The sequence below is a fragment of the Kothea flammea genome (assembly GCF_052161645.1).
Classification (GTDB): Bacteria; Planctomycetota; Planctomycetia; order Pirellulales; family Pirellulaceae; genus Laterigemmans.
This window is the reverse complement of the sequence record NZ_CP197414.1, coordinates 4,877,098-4,894,151: the sequence shown is the minus strand read 5'-3', so window position 1 is coordinate 4,894,151 and position 17,054 is coordinate 4,877,098. Positions and strand designations below refer to the sequence as shown.

Below are 17,054 nucleotides of genomic sequence, written 5' to 3'. Positions count from 1 at the left end.
CTAAGCAGTGCATTGGAGTTGGCGGCAGTATTTTACGCGATAACGAACTTGAGATTTGTATTTCGGAAGGCTATGACGAAAGAGCCGCAAGGTGAGTCTGGCGAAGATGACCACACTCGAATCGCAAAATGGGTGGATGCGCATGCTGACGTTATGTACCGGTTTGCCCGACGTCGCATTGCGGATGAGCATGTCATTGAAGACATACTTCAGGAGACTTTCTTGGCCGCTTTGAAAGCTGGGGATCGTTTTCGAGCTGAGGCATCTGTGCGAACTTGGTTGCTCGCCATCCTCCGCTTTAAAATAATCGATTACTACCGGGTACGGGCTCGCTTAGGGCGAATGCCGGTCGAAGAGGATCAGACATTGCATCAATTGAAAGAAGCGTTTCGTGAACAGCGGTTGCTTGAGTGGAATGTTTCACCATCACAAACACTCGAAAACGAAGAATTCTGGAACACGTTGATGGAGTGTCTTGAAAAGCTCCCGAAAACGATCTCAAGAGCGTTTATGTTGCGGGAAGTCGATGATTGTTCAATCACTGATGTTTGTTTGCTGCTGGGGATATCGCGACGGAATCTGGCAATTCGAATGTTTCGCGCTCGTTCGTCGTTGAGAGACTGTTTGGAACTCCATTGGTTCGGAAAGGATTGATTGTGGCAATGCACAGTTACCCGAAAAAACTTTGGAGGATACTAACCATACGCTGCGAAGACGCATCGTTACTGGCGAGTGAATCGATCGACCGAAAGCTTGACATCCTCGAAAGAGCCGCACTACGAATACACCAATTGGTATGTGCATCTTGCCGCCAGTATGAAAAGCAAATTGAATTCCTGCGACAAGCCTGCTTAAAAGTTACTGAACGTGAAAGGGAGGAACTAGCCAATGGTCCGAATTTGAGTGATTCAGCCAAGCAGAGACTGAAAGCAATCCGCGTAAACAATAATAATCAATGAAGTTAAGGTTCACCACGGCGGACTAAAATTCGTATACCAACTCTGATAGCCCGCGGGAGCAAGCTTTTTTTGTGTCGCGGAAGATTTTCTTCATTTTGACTGTAACGTTTTGTCTCGCACATCGACTAACACTCCGAAAGTTGCGATCAGTTTCGCAACCAGTCGTTTAAAAAAGGAGTCTCCCATGAGTGTTAGTTTTCCTATGTACCGCTTGGCTTTGTTGGCGATAGTAGCGTTCGTTTTCACAGCATCAAATTCAGCTCAGGCTGAGATCACGATACGTGTGACTGTCGAGAATATATCACCAACCAACGGTGTTGCGATCACGCCGGTATGGGTTGGTTTTCACAGTGGTAATTTCGACACTTACAACAGTGGCGTGGCTGCGGGTCGGGCGACAGCTGGACTAGAAAGACTCGCGGAAGATGGTGATGTTGGCCAAATTACTGCTGACTTCAGTAATGGCCTGACCTACGTCAATGGTGCTGGCGTGAACCAAACCGTCGCCGCGAGTGGCAGCACCAGCAATCGAGTGCAGGGAACGATTGGCAGCATGTCAGGCCCTCCACCGCTGCTGCCTGGTCAGTCCAATACCATGGATTTTATGCTGGAAGCAGACGGCACCAACCAATATTTTTCATATGCGTCGATGGTCATTGCCAGCAACGACTTTTTTATTGGCAACGGTGATCCAACTGGAATCGATATCTCAAATCTTCTCAGCAACGCTGGCCAAAGTGTTTCTTTTTTCATTGGAGCGCCAGGGACCGTGAACGACGCGGGCACGGAATCCGATGATGGTACCGTTGGAACTGATGGTGGCTTCAATACGTCGGCAGGCAATGGCCTATTTGGAATCGCTGGAGGACAGATGGGGCCGGACCAAGGTGCCGACGACCCGCTCGCATTCATCCGCAATGTCACCGGAGATCCGTACGCAAATTTTGGTACACCGGTGAATTCTGCGTTCAATTTCAATGAGTATTCAGGTGGCATCGGTCGGATTACACTCACTTCGGTACCCGAACCCTCCAGCATGGCCGCACTGGCTATCGGCGCGGTGGCAGTATGCGGTTGGCGAAAGCGTGGTTTGGCACGGAAACGTGGCTAGTCCGCCTCCGTTGGGATCGCTGGGCGACTTCGCCAGGATTAGGAAAGCCTGCAGTGTTTGCACCTGCAGGTTTCGTTGGGGTCACCAGGTTGCGTTGGGGTCAGGCCTTGTGTTCGGTATTGGGGAGTGGTAGGGTTGGGAGTCTTTCAGTTTCCAACTGTTGTCAGGAGGGCGATTTGATGCCGCGACCACCACGCATCCAGTTTCCGGGCGCTAATTACCATATCGTCACCCGGGGCGATGGACGACGCAAGCTGTTCCATGACCCGGGGCATTATGAGCGTTTTACGCGGGGACTCCAAGACGAAGTCCAGCGAAGCGGTTGGATCGTCTTGGCCTATTGTTGGATGCCAAATCACATCCATGCGTTGCTTCAGACACCCGAGCCGAATCTCGCCAGCGGAATGCAGCATTGGCTTTCCGGCTACGCCAATTGGTATGCCAACCGCAACCAACGCACCGGACATCTCTACCAGGGTCGATACAAAGCGTTTCTCGTTGAAGACGCCGGTTACTATTGGGCTCTGAGCCGGTGCATCCATTTGAATCCCTGTAACGGCGGTCGCCCGTTGGCAACCGATCCGGAGAGTTGGCCTTATAGCAGCTTTGCCGGGTATGCGCGGAAGAGCAAACGCGTCGACTGGATTCAGTATGATTTGCTGCATACTTATTGGAAAGCTTCGGTTGGTGGAAAGAACCCGGAGATCGCATATCGGAAATATGTCAAGGAAGGAATGAACGTGCGGGACGACCCATTCAAGACTGAGCTTCGCGAGTGGGTTTTTGGCAGCGAAGACTTTCTCCGCCGAATGGTTCAATTGGCTGAAGGGGGAAATGCCCAGAGCCATCACAGCACGATGCGCCGAACAAAGAGTGTTAGCGTCGAAGAAATCATTGCCGCTACCGCAAAGGCTCACCGAGTAGCGGCGACAGAGTACGCCAAGTTCCGCAGTCCAGCGGCGGGGCGTGACATGGCGGCTTGGCTATGCCGGCGTTGGTCGGGAGTAACGCTGCGGGAGTTGGGGCCATGGTTCGGACTGTCTGGCACCGACAGCGTATCGAATCTGGTCAGACGAGCCGAAGGGCGCTATCAGGAATCATCAGACTGGAGGCAACAGGCAAAGCAAATCGAAATCACGCTAGGTCGGAACACCGAAAACAAGGCCTGAGAGTGCCGGTATAAACCGGCTTGGAATGGAGAATGAAAGAGTCTTACGAAGAACGATTAGCCATCGGCTTCGGCCTTCCTCGAAGGGGCGGAGATATCTCTGTATTAAGCGTTCGATGTGGAGGTCCATGCAGGCCAGCCATTGAGCTCCGAAATCAGTGTGCTTTCGCGTGCCGATCCCGTTCCCGTATGGGTAAGGCAATATCAATCCATGCGATACAGGCGATCGTGAGCCCCACTCGGCGACTTTCGGGGCTAGCAGCAGCGTTTTTACCGTTATTCCCGGAGTATTGAAGCGCGTCGCGAGTTGCAGCAGCGTTATTTGCATTCGGATACTTTCCACCAGCGGTTGGCATGAGCGGTTGGCATGAGCGGTTGATACAGCTCGCGTGGACTGGCGGATCGCGTCACATACTTTTCGCCACAGTTTTGCGACTCATCTACTGCAAGGCGGGACGGACGTGCGGACGATCCAGGAGCTATTGGGGCATCGCAATTTGAGCACCACGATGAATTACTTGCACGTGTTGAACCACAATGCAGCGGAAGTGGTCAGCCCGCTGGATGCGTTGTTGAGCCAGTCGTGGCCGAGGCAAGGACATCAACCGGCACCAGCGTCCAGGCTGGGTCGGGGGGTAGAACGAGTCGGCTGCATCTTCAAACGGCTGTGGGGCGGCATGCCGGTAAGTTAGCGAGTATACTGTCATGCCTCGCCGCGTGGTTTTCCCGTTTCGGGCCTTGCTTACCGCGTGCTCAACCGTCCCGACTCGGAGGAGTGATTGATGAGGAGGCAGTTGCTGTTTTCATGCGGTTTGATCGCGTTAGCTGTCTTCCTGGGGCATGCCCAGGGATTTTCGGCTGAGCCCTCAGAGCGGCCGAATATATTGTTCGCTTTTGCCGATGATTGGGGGCGTCATGCCGGCATCTATGCGGGGCTGGATGGTGAAGGGACGCTGCAGGACGTTGTCCGCACCCCGAATTTTGACCGCGTTGCCCGCGAGGGAGTGCTGTTCCGCAGTGCCTTCGTGTCAGCGCCAAGTTGTACGCCATGCCGCAGCGCGTTACTCACCGGTCAGCATTTTTGGCGAACCGGTAGGGGAGCTATTTTGCAGGGTGCGGTTTGGGACGACCAGTTGCCAGCTTATCCGCTAATGTTGCGGCAAGCAGGTTATCACATTGGTGAAACGTATAAGGTTTGGTCACCAGGGAAACCGAATGACGCACCTTACGGAGGAGGCAAATACGCTTACCAAAAAGCGGGTGGTGCCTTCAATCAGTTTTCTCAATACGTCACCAAGCGGGCTGCGGCGGGAGTGGAAATCGAGGTAGCCAAGCACGAGTTGTACAGTCAGGTGCTGGGTAACTTTGATGCTTTCATCGCAGATCGTAAGGAAGGGCAGCCTTTTTGTTATTGGTTTGGCCCCACGAATGTGCATCGCCGTTGGGTGCGCGGTTCGGGAAAGGCACTGTGGGGAATTGAACCAGATTCGTTAGCCGGTAAGTTGCCAAAGTTCTTGCCTGACGTGCCGGTGGTGCGCGAAGATCTTGCTGATTACTTTGGTGAGATTGCGGCCTTTGATGCAGCCCTGGGAGTGCTGTTGGAGCGACTGGAATCGCTGGGTGAGCTAGATAACACTTTGATTGTTGTCAGTGGGGATCATGGTGCACCAGGGTTTCCGCATGGCAAGTGCAATCTTTATGACTTTGGTGCGAGCGTGCCGCTTGCGATACGTTGGGGAGGTGCGCCGGCGGGAAGGGTCGTCGACGATTTGATCAGTTTGACCGACTTGGCCCCGACATTCTTAGCGGTCGGTGGTGTCGCGATTCCGGAACAGATGACGGGGAGGAGTTTGCTGGAGTTGTTGCGGTCTGATAAGTCGGGGCAAGTCGAAGCGGAGCGGACAGCGGTGTTCATCGGTCGGGAGCGGCATGTGGAGAACGCTCGGGCAGGCTTCGAGCCGTATCCGCAGCGGGCGATTCGCACGCACGATTTTCTGTTGATCAAGAATTTTAGGCCGGACCGTTGGCCGCTGGGAGATCCCTATCGGTTGGACAGTGAGCAACCGCCGAGCGAGCGGGAGCTAACCGAAGTAACTCGGGTGACTCTGCCAGACGAGGATGCGGGGCCGACGAAAGCATGGCTGGTTGGCCAGCGTAACGCCCCAGAATGGAAAGCACACTTCGAGTGGGTGTATGGAAAACGTCCGGCGTTGGAGTTGTATGATCTAAAGCGGGATCCAGAACAAACCAACAACGTCGCGGCTGACCCTGCCTACGCTAGCGTGCTGGCAGAGTTGGAACAGGCCTTGATGGACGAGCTGACACGGACTCATGATCCGCGGGTGGTTGACGAGGGGAGCTATTTTGAGACTCCACCGCTTGCTGGCCCGCTGAAGTGATGTTGTTTTTTGCTTTGTGAGAGTTAAGGTTAGGCAGACTTTCGGCGAAGCGATAGAAGACTTTGGAAATGAAAGCTAAATATATGATACGAAAACTGTTATTATGGCTGTTGCTCATGGTTGGCCTGTTGGCTGTGCAGCAAGAGCGCTGTGTGGCTGCCCCTCCGCCGAATATTATTATGATTATTTCGGATGATCAAGCATGGACCGATTATGGGTTCATGGGGCACGACCAGATTGAGACACCCAATCTTGATCAATTGGCGGCGCGGAGCGCAGTTTTTTCGCGCGGGTACGTACCAACCGCTCTATGTCGACCAGCTCTGGCTACGCTAATTACTGGCAAGTATGCACACCAGCACCGGATCAGTGGTAACGATCCCGCGTTGTTGAATGGCAAGGATGGGCCAGATGGAAAGAGCGAGGCGTATCGTCAATTGCGAGGTAAGTTGATCGCTCAGATTGATCGCCAGCCGACGGTGCCGCAACTGCTAGGAAAACTCGGTTACGTGAGCCACCAATCGGGAAAGTGGTGGGAAGGAAACTATCGCCGTGGAGGCTTTACCGTGGGGATGACTCGTGGATTTCCCCAGCCCGGTGGGCGGCACGGCGACGACGGGTTGAAGATCGGCCGAGAAGGGCTTGGTGAAGTGTTTGAGTTTATTGACCAGGCGGTTGCTGATGAGCAACCTTTTTTTGCTTGGTATGCGCCATTCATGCCGCACACGCCACACACACCGCCGCAACGATTGTTCGAGAAGTATAAGGCCAAGGGAATCGAATCGGATCATATCGCGCGTTATTACGCGATGGTGGAATGGTTTGATGAGACCTGCGGAGATTTGCTGGCGCACGTGGATGCGAAAGGCGTCGGCGACAACACAATGGTTGTCTACATCGGGGACAATGGTTGGATTCAGAATTCCGATAGCGGCGGATTCGCGCCGCGGTCGAAGCAAACAGCCAACGAAGGTGGGACACGCCAGCCGACGATGTTCTGTTGGCCGGGGGTGATTCAGCCAGGCGACCGGCAGGATCAGTTGTCTTCCAGCATCGACATTGTTCCGACGATCTTGGCGGCGGCCGGAGCGGAAGCGCCCCAGGACTTGCCCGGTTACAACCTATTGCCAGTGCTGAAGTCGGGCGAGCCGACACCTCGTGAGGACGTGTTTGGCGAAAGTTTTTCACACGACGTCGCTGACATCGAAAACCCCGAAGCGTCGCTGCTCTATCGCTGGGTGATTGAGGGACGGTGGAAATTGTTGCTGACGTACGATGGAAAGGTGGGGCGGTATGGTCGGCATCATCCGCGTGAGGATAAGCGACCGCAGCTATATGATTTATCAGCCGATCCTCACGAGGCATTTAACTTAGCAGCGATGCGGCCGGAATTGGTCACTCGCTTGGCCGACAAGATCGCTGGTTGGTGGCCAGTGACGGAACGCAAAGTGCAAACGAGCTTCACTGCAGCAAAGATGGAGCCCAAACGGAAGCCGAACGTGGTGTTCATCGCTATCGACGATCAGAATGACTGGATCGGACATCTCGGGGGGCATCCGTTAGCAAAGACACCACACCTGGACCGCATCGCTGCGCGCGGCACGGCGTTTCTGAACGCGCATTGTCAAGCTCCCCTGTGCAATCCGTCGCGGACGAGTTTGATGTTAAGCCTGCGTCCGACGACAACTGGTGTTTATGGATTGGCACCATGGTTTAGTAATCTTGAGCAGTGGCGCGATCGGGTCAGTTTGCCGCAGCATTTTAAAGCGCATGGCTATAAGACACTGACGGCGGGAAAGGTGTATCACGGCGGCGCTGGCGGCCCGCAAGGGCGACTGCGGGAATTTGATGTTTGGGGGCCTCATGGTGGGATTGGCGTCAAGCCTGACAGTAAGCTGATACCGGCCACACCGATGGGTAATCATCCCTTGATGGACTGGGGCGTATTTCCTCATCGGGATGAGGACAAGGGAGATTATCAAGTTGCCAGTTGGGCGGTTGAGCAACTCAAGTCAGCATCGGCGGACGAGCCATTTTTTTTAGCGGCCGGTTTCTTTCTGCCGCATGTGCCTTGTTACGCGACGCAACAATGGTTCGACTTGTATCCAGACGATGATAGCGTCTTGCCGGAAGTGAAGTTGGATGATCGAGAAGATACTCCGCGGTTTTCCTGGTATCTTCATTGGAATTTGCCAGAGCCAAGGTTGAAGTGGGTATGTGAGAATAGCCAATGGAGAAACTTAGTCCGCAGTTATTTGGCCTGCACCAGTTTTGTGGATGCTCAAGTTGGACGCATCGTGGCGGCGCTCGAGGAGACCGGGCTGGCAGATAACACGATCATCGTGGTCTGGGGAGACCACGGATTTCACTTGGGGGAAAAAGGGATTACCGGGAAGAACACATTGTGGGAAGATGGAACGCGAGTGCCATTGATCTTTGCCGGTCCGGGAGTCACCGCCGGACAGAAGAGTTCTCAGCCAGCAGAGTTGTTGGACATTTATCCGACGTTGATTGACTTGTGCGATTTATCGCTGCGTGAGGACCTGGAAGGGATCAGTCTGTTGCCTCAACTGCGAGTGGCTGAGAGCCGTCGAGAGCGGCCCGCGATCACTAGTCACAACCAGGGCAACCACGGGATCCGAAGCGAGCGCTGGCGCTATATTCGTTACGCTGACGGTAGCGAAGAATTATACGATTTGCGTGAAGATCCCCATGAATGGACGAATCTGGCGAAGGAAGCTGAGCTGTCAGGAGTGTTGGCCGCGCACCGACGTTGGTTGCCAGCGATGGATGTCGAGCCGGCGGTCGGGAGCGCCCATCGCGTGCTGACTTACGACGCGTCTATTGATGAAGCGACGTGGGAAGGCCAGACGGTTCGACGCACGGACAAGATCCCGGAGTAATGATCATTCCCGAGTAATGATCATTCCCGAGTAATGATCGCCGCGGTTGTGCCAATTGCCGCTGTGAATAAGGACGCGGGTCGATGGCAAACATCATCACATTTTTAGCATGGCGGATAGAGAATGAGAAACTGGATGCGGGGCAACTATTGCCAAATTAGCAAGTACCGTGGTAACGCGTCGCTGTGGAATGCGGTTGGAAAGAACGCTGTTGTGTGTGGTGTGATCCTGATGGTGCTCGGGGTTGCGACCGGGCGCACGGCGGTAGCCAGCGAACAGGGGCGGCCCAACGTGGTGGTGTTTCTAGCGGACGATGCCGGCTGGGGGGATTTTAGTCACAACGGTAACACTCAAGTACAGACACCTAATATTGATGCCTTGGCCCAAGGTGGTGTGGCGATCGATCGGTTTTTTGTTTGTCCAGTCTGTTCGCCGACGCGTGCTGAATTCTTGACCGGAAGGTATCATCCGCGTGGCGGAGTTCGCGGCGTGTCGACCGGTTGGGAGCGGCTCAATTTGGATGAACGCACAGTTGCTGAAGCTTTTCAGCAAGCTGGGTATGCAACGGGTGCTTTTGGCAAGTGGCATAATGGGAGTCAGTGGCCGTACCATCCGATGGCGCGTGGCTTTGATGAATATTTTGGGCACACGGCTGGGCACTGGGGTGAATACTTTGACGCACCGCTCGAGGACAACGGGCGGATGGTGCGAACCAAGGGTTACATTGTTGATGTCTGCACCGACCGCGCGCTAAATTTTATTGAGCGAAATCAAGCGGAGCCCTTTTTCTGTTATGTGCCTTTTACAACGCCACACTCACCTTGGGCGGCACCGCAGGAGAATTGGCAAAAGTTCAAAGATAAGCCAATCGAACAGTCGGCTACCGAACCTGAACGCGAGGATATTGATCAAACGCGTTGCGCGCTGGCGATGGTGGAAAATCAAGATTGGAATGTGGGTCGAGTGCTGGCAAAACTCAAGAAATTACAGCTCGCTGACAATACGATCATTGTTTATTTCTCGGATAACGGTCCGAACAGCTGGCGTTGGAATGATGGGATGAAGGGGCGAAAGGGAAGCACGGATGAAGGGGGGATTCGCTCGACCTGTTTCATTCGTTGGCCAGCGAAGTTGCCAGCTGGGCATGCGGTCAAGGAGATTGCCGGGGCGATTGATTTGCTGCCGACCTTGGTTGCCTTGGCCGGCATTGAAAGGGTTGGCGACAAGCCGTTAGACGGACGTGATTTGACTCCGTTGTTGATGAACCAATCGCCTGACTGGCCAGAGCGAATGCTGTTTTCCACTTGGGCCGGACGGATCAGTGCGCGGAGTCAGCGGTATCGGTTAGACCACCAAGGCAATTTGTATGACATGCAAGTTGATCCCGGTCAAACTCGCGTGATCAACACCGCGGCGGCTGATGTGGCTGCGCAGATGCTGGCGGGAGTGCGTGAGTGGCGAGCCGATGTGTATGGCGACCAGGGTGTGCAGCTTGGCAGCAATCAAACCGTCGATCCGCGGCCGCTTCCGTTGGGGTTTCGTCAGTTCCCGATCACGATGCTTCCGGCCCGCGATGGTATGCCCCAGGGGGATATCAAACGCAGCAGCAACGCGCCGAACTGCTCCTACTTTGTGAATTGGACTAGCCCGGCCGATCGGCTAGTGTGGTCCGTGGATGTGCAAACTGCGGGACTTTATTCGGTGACGATCGATTATACTTGTCCTCTGGAGGATGCTGGATCGTTGGTCGAATTGGCAGTGGGAAGCAGCAAGTTGAGCGGTCGGGTGACTCCTGGCTGGGATCCACCGCTGTACACAAATCAAGACACGCTTCCCCGGCCTCCCGCCGAATCGCAAATGAAAGAATTCCGCTCCTTGCAACTTGGCGAACTTGAGCTGGTCGCCGGGGCAGCCGAGTTGACATTGCGAGCCGTTGAGATCCCCGGCCGCAGCGTGATGGATGTTCGTCGCGTCACGTTAACGCTACTTGATTAAACCCAAACGCCGCCATCCTTTTAACGTAACGAGTGGAGCATTCAGCATGCAAAAGATGTTTTCTAGAGGTGGTGTGGGGCTGATCGCGATGCTCTGCGTCGTCGTCGTCGGTGGAGCGTTCGATGCGGCCCAGGCAAAGCAGCCGAACATCATCGTGATCATGGCGGATGACATGGGATGGTCGGACTTGGGATGTTTCGGGAGTGAGATCGCGACGCCCAACTTGGATGCGTTGGCCAGCGGGGGAGTGAGGTTTACTCAGTTTTACAACACGGCGCGTTGCTGTCCGACGCGGGCCAGTCTGTTGACGGGACTGTATCCGCATCAGGCGGGCATTGGTCACATGATGGAAGATCGAGGGGTGGACGGATATCGAGGAGAGCTGAACCGTCAGTGTATGACAATCGCGGAAGTGCTGAAAACAGCCGGTTATCGCAATTATATGGTGGGCAAGTGGCATGTGACAAAAAAGGTCAACCCGCTGCGGGAACAGGAGAAAGCGAATTGGCCGTTGCAACGTGGGTTCGATCGTTATTACGGTACGATCCACGGAGCGGGAAGTTTCTTTGATCCCAATTCGCTGACTCGCGACAACACGTTAATCTCGCCGTATGCGGATCCGGAGTATCAACCGGAGACTTTTTACTACACTGATGCGATCAACGATCATGCAGCGAGGTTTGCGGGTGAGCATAGCGAGCAGCACCCGGGGCAGCCGTTCTTTATGTATGTCGCTTTGACGGCACCCCACTGGCCGATGCATGCCAAGCCGGCTGATATCGCCAAGTATCGTGGCAAGTATGATGCTGGTTACGATGCAATTCGCGCAGCTCGTTTGGCCCGCCAGAAGGAACTGGGGCTGATCGATCCGCGTTGGGAACCCGCACCGCAGGATGGAGGTCGTTGGCAAGATGTGGCGGATCGCAAGTTTGAGACGCGTTGCATGGAAGTGTACGCGGCGATGATCGATTGTCTTGATCAGGGCGTGGGTAGGATTGTCGCCGAGTTGAAACGTACGAATCAATATGACAATACACTCATCATGTTCCTGCAAGACAATGGTGGCTGCGCCGAGGGCATGGGGCGACGGGAAGATCACGACGTGCCTCGTCAGCGGGCAGATTCGCCCACGTTGCCACCGCAGGCTGCTGATTTCCTGCAAACCAGAATGATACCGACGCAAACTCGTGATGGGTTTCCGATGCGTCAGGGGTATGGCGTGCTACCGGGCGCTGCCGATACCTATCATGGATATGGGCGAGCTTGGGCGAATGTCAGCAACACCCCGTTCCGCGAGTACAAGCATTGGGTTCATGAGGGCGGGATCAGTTCGCCGTTGATTGCTCATTGGCCGTCGGGAATTCCAAAGGTTCGTGAGAATGTGTTGGAATCTCAACCAGCCCACCTGATCGATTTGATGGCTACTTGCGTTGATGTGGCGGGTGCAGATTATCCGAGCGAGTATGCCAATAACGCTATTTTGCCGCTGGAGGGAGTGAGTCTGGTGCCCGCCTTTGCTGGAGATGCACTCGCACGTTCGGAGCCGATTTTTTGGGAACACGAAGGGAACCGCGCGGTCCGATCGGGAAAATGGAAGCTGGTCGCCAAAGGGCCGAAAGGGGCTTGGGAATTGTATGATATGGAAGCCGATCGGACAGAGACGCACAACTTAGCCAAAGAGCAACCACAACGACTCGCCGATATGGTGCGGCAATGGGAAGTTTGGGCGGAGCGGGCCGGCGTGCTGCCTTGGATTTGGAAGCCCGCCTACACGGCTTATGAGCAGTAACGCGAACTTTTGAGCAGATCAAACAATATGAAAAAAATTACTTGCCTGATCGCCGCTATTTTGGTTAGCGGATGTGGCCTGGGTGTCGCCGCCGAGCGACCGAACGTGATCATCGTGCTGGCCGATGACATGGGATATGGCGATGTGGGGGCGTACAATCCCGAAGCTAAGATTCCCACACCGCATCTTGATGCTTTAGCGGCAGGCGGGATGCGGTTTACTGATGCCCATACAGCTTCGGGGGTCTGCACTCCGACGCGGTATAGTTTGTTGACGGGACGTTATCATTGGCGAACGCGATTGCAGCAGGGAGTGTTGGGAGGATTTTCCAAGCCGTTAATTGCCGAAGATCGCCAGACGCTGGGCGGCTTGTTTCAACAGCAAGGCTACCACACCGCCTGTATTGGCAAATGGCACCTCGGCATGGAGTGGCAATTGGAAGGTGGGGAAACTGCTGATGATCGCGGCAACTTTGGGCGTCCCTTCAAAGACATTTCCCGTGTCGATTACCGGGCACCGATTCAGGCTGGACCGGTCGACCGAGGCTTTGACCATTTTTACGGCATCAGCGCTTCCTTGGATATGTTTCCCTATGTCTGGATCAATGATCGTTTGCCGACGGAGGTGGCGACGGTGGAAAAGGCTTTTCACCGTCCGGGACCGGCCGGAGAGAAATTTGAAGCGATCGACGTGCAACCGGGGATTACGCAGCACACGATCGAATATATTGCCTCGCGAGCAAAAACAGGGCAGCCGTTTTTCGCTTACGTGCCCTTAGCCGCGCCGCATACGCCCATTTTGCCCACGGAGCAATGGCAGGGTAGCAGCGGCATCAACGCGTACGCTGATTTTGTTCGGCAAGTCGACGGTGACATTGGGCGTCTGCTCGAGGCGTTGGCGGAGCATGGTTTGACAGACAACACCATGGTGATTTTCACGACCGATAACGGCTGTTCGCCTCAGGCGAAAATCGGAGAGTTGATCGCGGCGGGGCATCACCCGAGTTACATTTATCGGGGGCACAAAGCCGACCTGTACGAAGGAGGACATCGTGTTCCATTTATTGTGCGATGGCCAGGGCATGTGCGGGCGGGAAGCGTTTCAGATCAGTTAATTGGCCAGTTCGATTTCATGGCAACATTCGCAGAGCTGTTCGCCGTGGAGTTGCCGGCGAATGTCGGTGAAGACAGCGTCAGTTTTCTCTCCGCGCTGTTAGGTAAATCTACTGGTACGCCGCGAACAAGTCTGGTCAGCCAGTCGATCAATGGTAGCTTTGCGATCCGCGACGGAGCTTGGAAACTGGCACTTTGCCCCGGGTCGGGGGGCTGGAGTTTTCCTCGCCCCAATGAAGCGAAGTCGAAAGATTTACCCGCTTTCCAGCTATATAACTTGGCGGACGATCCTGGGGAAACCAACAATCTGATTGCCCAGTATCCCGAGCGAGCTGCGGAGATGCGAGAGGCGATGGAGTTAGCAATCGCTCGCGGTCGCACGACACCGGGGCCGGAGCAGACGAATGATGTTGAGGTTGCGTTGATTAAGTAAGGGTTGAATTAAATCAGATTGAATTAAATCAAGGTTAGTTGAGTGGCAGGTCGGGCTCAGTCCCAGCGGCGCCCACGTTCGTGATGCAAAGAACCTAAGAGAGAACCGCGATGAAGTTATTGAAGATTGTTCGGAAACGGGGAGCCGCTTTGCCCAGCGGTTTGTTCTTGAAGTGGGTCGTGCTGGTGGTGGCGTGTTGTGTTTACTTTGCGCTGGGAGAAGTCGCGGAGGCGGAAGATCGTCGCCCCAACATCTTGTTTATGCTGACCGATGATCAGCGTTGGGATGCGATTGGGCTCGGTGGAAGCAAACACTTGAAAACCCCAAATATGGATCGGCTGGGTCGCGAGGGAGTGTATTTTAAAAATGCGTTCTGTACGACATCGCTTTGTTCACCAAGTCGGGCGAGCATCTTGAGTGGGCTGTACGCGCATGCCCACCGGGTGGTGGATAACTTTACTGATTATCCCGAGGACTTGCAGAGTTTTCCGATGGTGTTGCAAGCCAATGGGTATGACACGGCCTACATTGGCAAATGGCACATGGGTGAGAACAACGATGAACCTCGCCCGGGGTTCAACTGGTTTGTCACTCATAAAGGGCAGGGCAAATATTTTGACACCGAGTTTAATTTTAACGGCGAGAAACGTGAGGTTGTTAAAGGTTATTACACGAACGTGGTAACCGAGATGGCCGAGCAGTGGTTGGGCCGTAAGCGAGGAGATCAGCCCTGGTGTCTGATGATCGGTCATAAGGCCCCGCACAGCTTTTATTTTCCGGAACCAAAGTACGAGCATTCGTTTGATGCGGTGCGGATCCCATATCCGGAGACCGCTTTCATGCTGGACGACAAGCCGAACTGGATCGAACAGCGGCTAAGGACGTGGCATGGTATCTACGGGCCGCTGTTTGATTGGCGGAAGTCATTCCCCGATGATTCTCCCGAAGCGGTGGCGGATTTCGAGGCCATGACGCGGGCGTACTGGGGGACTTTGCAGTCGGTCGATGACAGCGTCGGGCAATTGTACGAGTTGTTGAAAGAACGCGGTGAATTGGACAACACCATCATCGTGCTGCTGAGCGACAATGGCATCTTGAACGGCGAACACGGCATGGTCGATAAGCGGACGGCGCACGAGCCAAGTATTCGCATTGTTCAAGTGGTGCGGTTTCCGCAGCTAACCCCCATTGATCAACCCAAGGTGGTTGAAGAGCAGGTGCTGACTGTAGACATCGCACCGAGTTTGCTGGAGTTATGCGGGGTGCCGCCACTGGAGAATATTCACGGCAAGTCGTGGAAAGATTTGGTGCAACAGGGAGACGACCATTGGCGAAAATCTTGGTTGTATTATTACAACTACGAAAAGCAGTTTCCTTACACGCCCAATGTGAGAAGTGTGCGGACCGACAATTGGAAGTATTCTCGTTCACCCCATGGTGATGGTAGTCCCGATCGTCACATGGCCGAGTTGTATAACATCGAATTTGATCCCGAAGAACGTTACAATCTGGTCAACAATCCAAAGTATGCTGACGTGGTGGCGATGATGCGAGCGGAGTTGGTGCAAGTCATGGCCGACGTTGGTCTGACTCCCGAGACTGATAAAATGCCGCTCGACGAGGGGATCAAGTCCGAGTTGCCGGACGAGAAAATTCGTTAATGAACGAGCGGTGTTTCAGCGTCGCCTTTTAAGCCCACCCCAGTTTGTCTCTCTTTGAAAGTGAATGCGATGATACGCCCCGCCGTTTTGTTTCTGGTTTGCTGGCTGACCGTACTATCGACGCAATGTTCGCAAGCAGCCGATCGGTTGCCCAATATCGTGGTAATTTTTTGCGACGATCTTGGCTGGGGTGATTTGGGCTGTTTTGGCAATCCAACCATTGATACGCCCAACTTGGACCGGATGGCTGCGGAGGGGCAAAAGTGGACTCAGTTTTACGTGGCGGCACCGGTCTGCACGCCCAGTCGAGCTGGATTGCTGACTGGTCGGTATCCGATCCGCAATGGGATGACGAGCAGCAAGCGAGTGGTGCTGTTTCCCAATTCGGGAGGTGGATTGCCGGAGGAGGAAGTCACCTTGGCCGAGCTGCTGAAGCAAAAAAATTATGCGACCGCCGCATTTGGCAAATGGCACCTCGGGCACCTGCCAAAATACTTGCCGACGTCGCAAGGCTTCGACACCTATTTTGGGATTCCCTATTCCAACGACATGGATGCCAAGGGGGGGCCAAATTATCGCGGGGCCGTGGTGAAGGATCCAAACTTCTATCCCAACATTGCCAACTATAACGTCCCCTTAATGCGTGACGAAGAGATCATCGAGCGTCCCGCGGATCAAAACACGATTACCAGGCGTTATACCGAAGCGGCGGTGGATTACATCCGAGCGCATCGGGATGAACCGTTCTTTGTTTACTTGCCGCATTCGATGCCGCACATTCCGTTGTTTGTCTCTGAAGCATTTCGGGGCACATCGTTGCGCGGGTTGTATGGCGATGTCATTGAGGAGATTGATTGGAGTGTGGGCCAAGTGTTGGATACTTTGCGAGAGTTGGAGCTGGCGGAAAACACGATGGTTGTTTTTTCGTCGGACAACGGGCCATGGCTAACTTTTCAAACTCACGGAGGTTCGGCCGGAGCGTTGCGAGCGGGCAAGGGGACAACCTTTGAAGGAGGCCAGCGAGTGCCGACTCTTTTTTGGTGGCCTGGGAAAATTCAGCCGGCAACGGTCCATGAGCTTGGGTCGACAATGGACTTGATGGCGACCATTGCCAACTTGACGGGAACGAGCGTGCCGACGGATCGCAAGTTGGACTCCTACGATTTGAGCCCTGTGTTGCTAGGCGAAGCAGGGTCGCAAGGCGATGGGGCGGGCCCGCGGGAGGAGTTTTTCTACTGGACGCGGGGCGAGTTGCATGCGGTCCGGTCGGGGCCTTGGAAGTTACATGTAAAGATGCGTCAGCCGGTCAATTATGGGCGAGCCGAGCCTCCTGGAAAACCTGAGTTGTATCATTTGGAGCGGGATATTTCGGAAGCTTACGACGTTGCTGAGCAGCATCCAGAGATCGTGGCTCGGTTGCTGAAGATGATTGAAGATCACAAGGCCGACATCGAGCCTCACGTCGATATGCTGGCAATTCCGTTGTCAGAATAGTCATAACGAGTTTTAAACAACGCGATGAAG

At 54.4% G+C, this 17,054-nt stretch carries 12 protein-coding genes; all 12 read left to right on the top strand.

All coding sequences use genetic code 11. The features are described from left to right. Positions 1-72: 72 nt before the first annotated feature. Complete coding sequence (locus SH139x_RS18295) at positions 73-654, top strand: sigma-70 family RNA polymerase sigma factor (RefSeq protein ID WP_488351214.1); 582 nt, start codon at positions 73-75, stop codon at positions 652-654. Positions 655-662: 8 nt separating this feature from the next. Further along, positions 663-959, top strand: a complete 297-nt coding sequence (locus tag SH139x_RS18290) for an anti-sigma factor family protein (protein ID WP_488356044.1) — start codon at positions 663-665, stop codon at positions 957-959. 184 nt (positions 960-1,143) lie between these two features. Then, positions 1,144-2,070 (top strand): spondin domain-containing protein, encoded by a 927-nt coding sequence (locus SH139x_RS18285; RefSeq protein WP_488351213.1) that lies wholly within the window; start codon positions 1,144-1,146, stop codon positions 2,068-2,070. A gap of 179 nt (positions 2,071-2,249) precedes the next feature. Next, entirely contained in the window at positions 2,250-3,239 is a 990-nt protein-coding gene (locus tag SH139x_RS18280; RefSeq protein ID WP_488351212.1) for a transposase, read from the top strand. A 388-nt stretch (positions 3,240-3,627) separates the two neighbouring features. Further along, entirely contained in the window at positions 3,628-3,930 is a 303-nt protein-coding gene (locus tag SH139x_RS18275; RefSeq protein ID WP_488351211.1) for a tyrosine-type recombinase/integrase, read from the top strand. 90 nt (positions 3,931-4,020) lie between these two features. Then, positions 4,021-5,637: a sulfatase family protein gene (locus SH139x_RS18270; RefSeq protein ID WP_488351210.1), complete on the top strand. Its 1,617-nt coding sequence runs from the start codon at positions 4,021-4,023 to the stop codon at positions 5,635-5,637. 83 nt (positions 5,638-5,720) lie between these two features. Further along, positions 5,721-8,540, top strand: a complete 2,820-nt coding sequence (locus SH139x_RS18265) for a sulfatase-like hydrolase/transferase (protein WP_488351209.1) — start codon at positions 5,721-5,723, stop codon at positions 8,538-8,540. A 123-nt stretch (positions 8,541-8,663) separates the two neighbouring features. Continuing rightward, a complete protein-coding gene (locus SH139x_RS18260) occupies positions 8,664-10,535 on the top strand; it encodes an arylsulfatase (protein ID WP_488351208.1) in 1,872 nt (623 codons plus the stop codon). 46 nt (positions 10,536-10,581) lie between these two features. Beyond that, the gene (locus tag SH139x_RS18255) at positions 10,582-12,324 is read left to right on the top strand and encodes an arylsulfatase (RefSeq protein ID WP_488351207.1); all 1,743 of its coding nucleotides are present in this window, start codon (positions 10,582-10,584) and stop codon (positions 12,322-12,324) included. Between the two features lie 27 nt (positions 12,325-12,351). Further along, positions 12,352-13,869: a sulfatase family protein gene (locus tag SH139x_RS18250; RefSeq protein WP_488351206.1), complete on the top strand. Its 1,518-nt coding sequence runs from the start codon at positions 12,352-12,354 to the stop codon at positions 13,867-13,869. A gap of 110 nt (positions 13,870-13,979) precedes the next feature. After that, positions 13,980-15,530 (top strand): sulfatase family protein, encoded by a 1,551-nt coding sequence (locus SH139x_RS18245; RefSeq protein WP_488351205.1) that lies wholly within the window; start codon positions 13,980-13,982, stop codon positions 15,528-15,530. Positions 15,531-15,599: 69 nt separating this feature from the next. Further along, a complete protein-coding gene (locus tag SH139x_RS18240) occupies positions 15,600-17,024 on the top strand; it encodes a sulfatase family protein (protein WP_488351204.1) in 1,425 nt (474 codons plus the stop codon). The last annotated feature ends 30 nt before the right edge of the window (positions 17,025-17,054 follow it).

Excerpts from the sequence above, each read along its gene's own strand:
- SH139x_RS18270 (WP_488351210.1), top strand. The coding sequence starts at position 4,021 with ATGAGGAGGCAGTTGCTGTTTTCATGCGGTTTGATCGCGTTAGCTGTC.
- SH139x_RS18265 (WP_488351209.1), top strand. The coding sequence starts at position 5,721 with ATGATACGAAAACTGTTATTATGGCTGTTGCTCATGGTTGGCCTGTTG.
- SH139x_RS18285 (WP_488351213.1), top strand. The coding sequence starts at position 1,144 with ATGAGTGTTAGTTTTCCTATGTACCGCTTGGCTTTGTTGGCGATAGTA.
- SH139x_RS18290 (WP_488356044.1), top strand. The coding sequence starts at position 663 with ATGCACAGTTACCCGAAAAAACTTTGGAGGATACTAACCATACGCTGC.
- SH139x_RS18240 (WP_488351204.1), top strand. The coding sequence starts at position 15,600 with ATGATACGCCCCGCCGTTTTGTTTCTGGTTTGCTGGCTGACCGTACTA.
- SH139x_RS18295 (WP_488351214.1), top strand. The coding sequence starts at position 73 with ATGACGAAAGAGCCGCAAGGTGAGTCTGGCGAAGATGACCACACTCGA.
- SH139x_RS18260 (WP_488351208.1), top strand. The coding sequence starts at position 8,664 with ATGAGAAACTGGATGCGGGGCAACTATTGCCAAATTAGCAAGTACCGT.
- SH139x_RS18255 (WP_488351207.1), top strand. The coding sequence starts at position 10,582 with ATGCAAAAGATGTTTTCTAGAGGTGGTGTGGGGCTGATCGCGATGCTC.
- SH139x_RS18245 (WP_488351205.1), top strand. The coding sequence starts at position 13,980 with ATGAAGTTATTGAAGATTGTTCGGAAACGGGGAGCCGCTTTGCCCAGC.
- SH139x_RS18250 (WP_488351206.1), top strand. The coding sequence starts at position 12,352 with ATGAAAAAAATTACTTGCCTGATCGCCGCTATTTTGGTTAGCGGATGT.
- SH139x_RS18280 (WP_488351212.1), top strand. The coding sequence starts at position 2,250 with ATGCCGCGACCACCACGCATCCAGTTTCCGGGCGCTAATTACCATATC.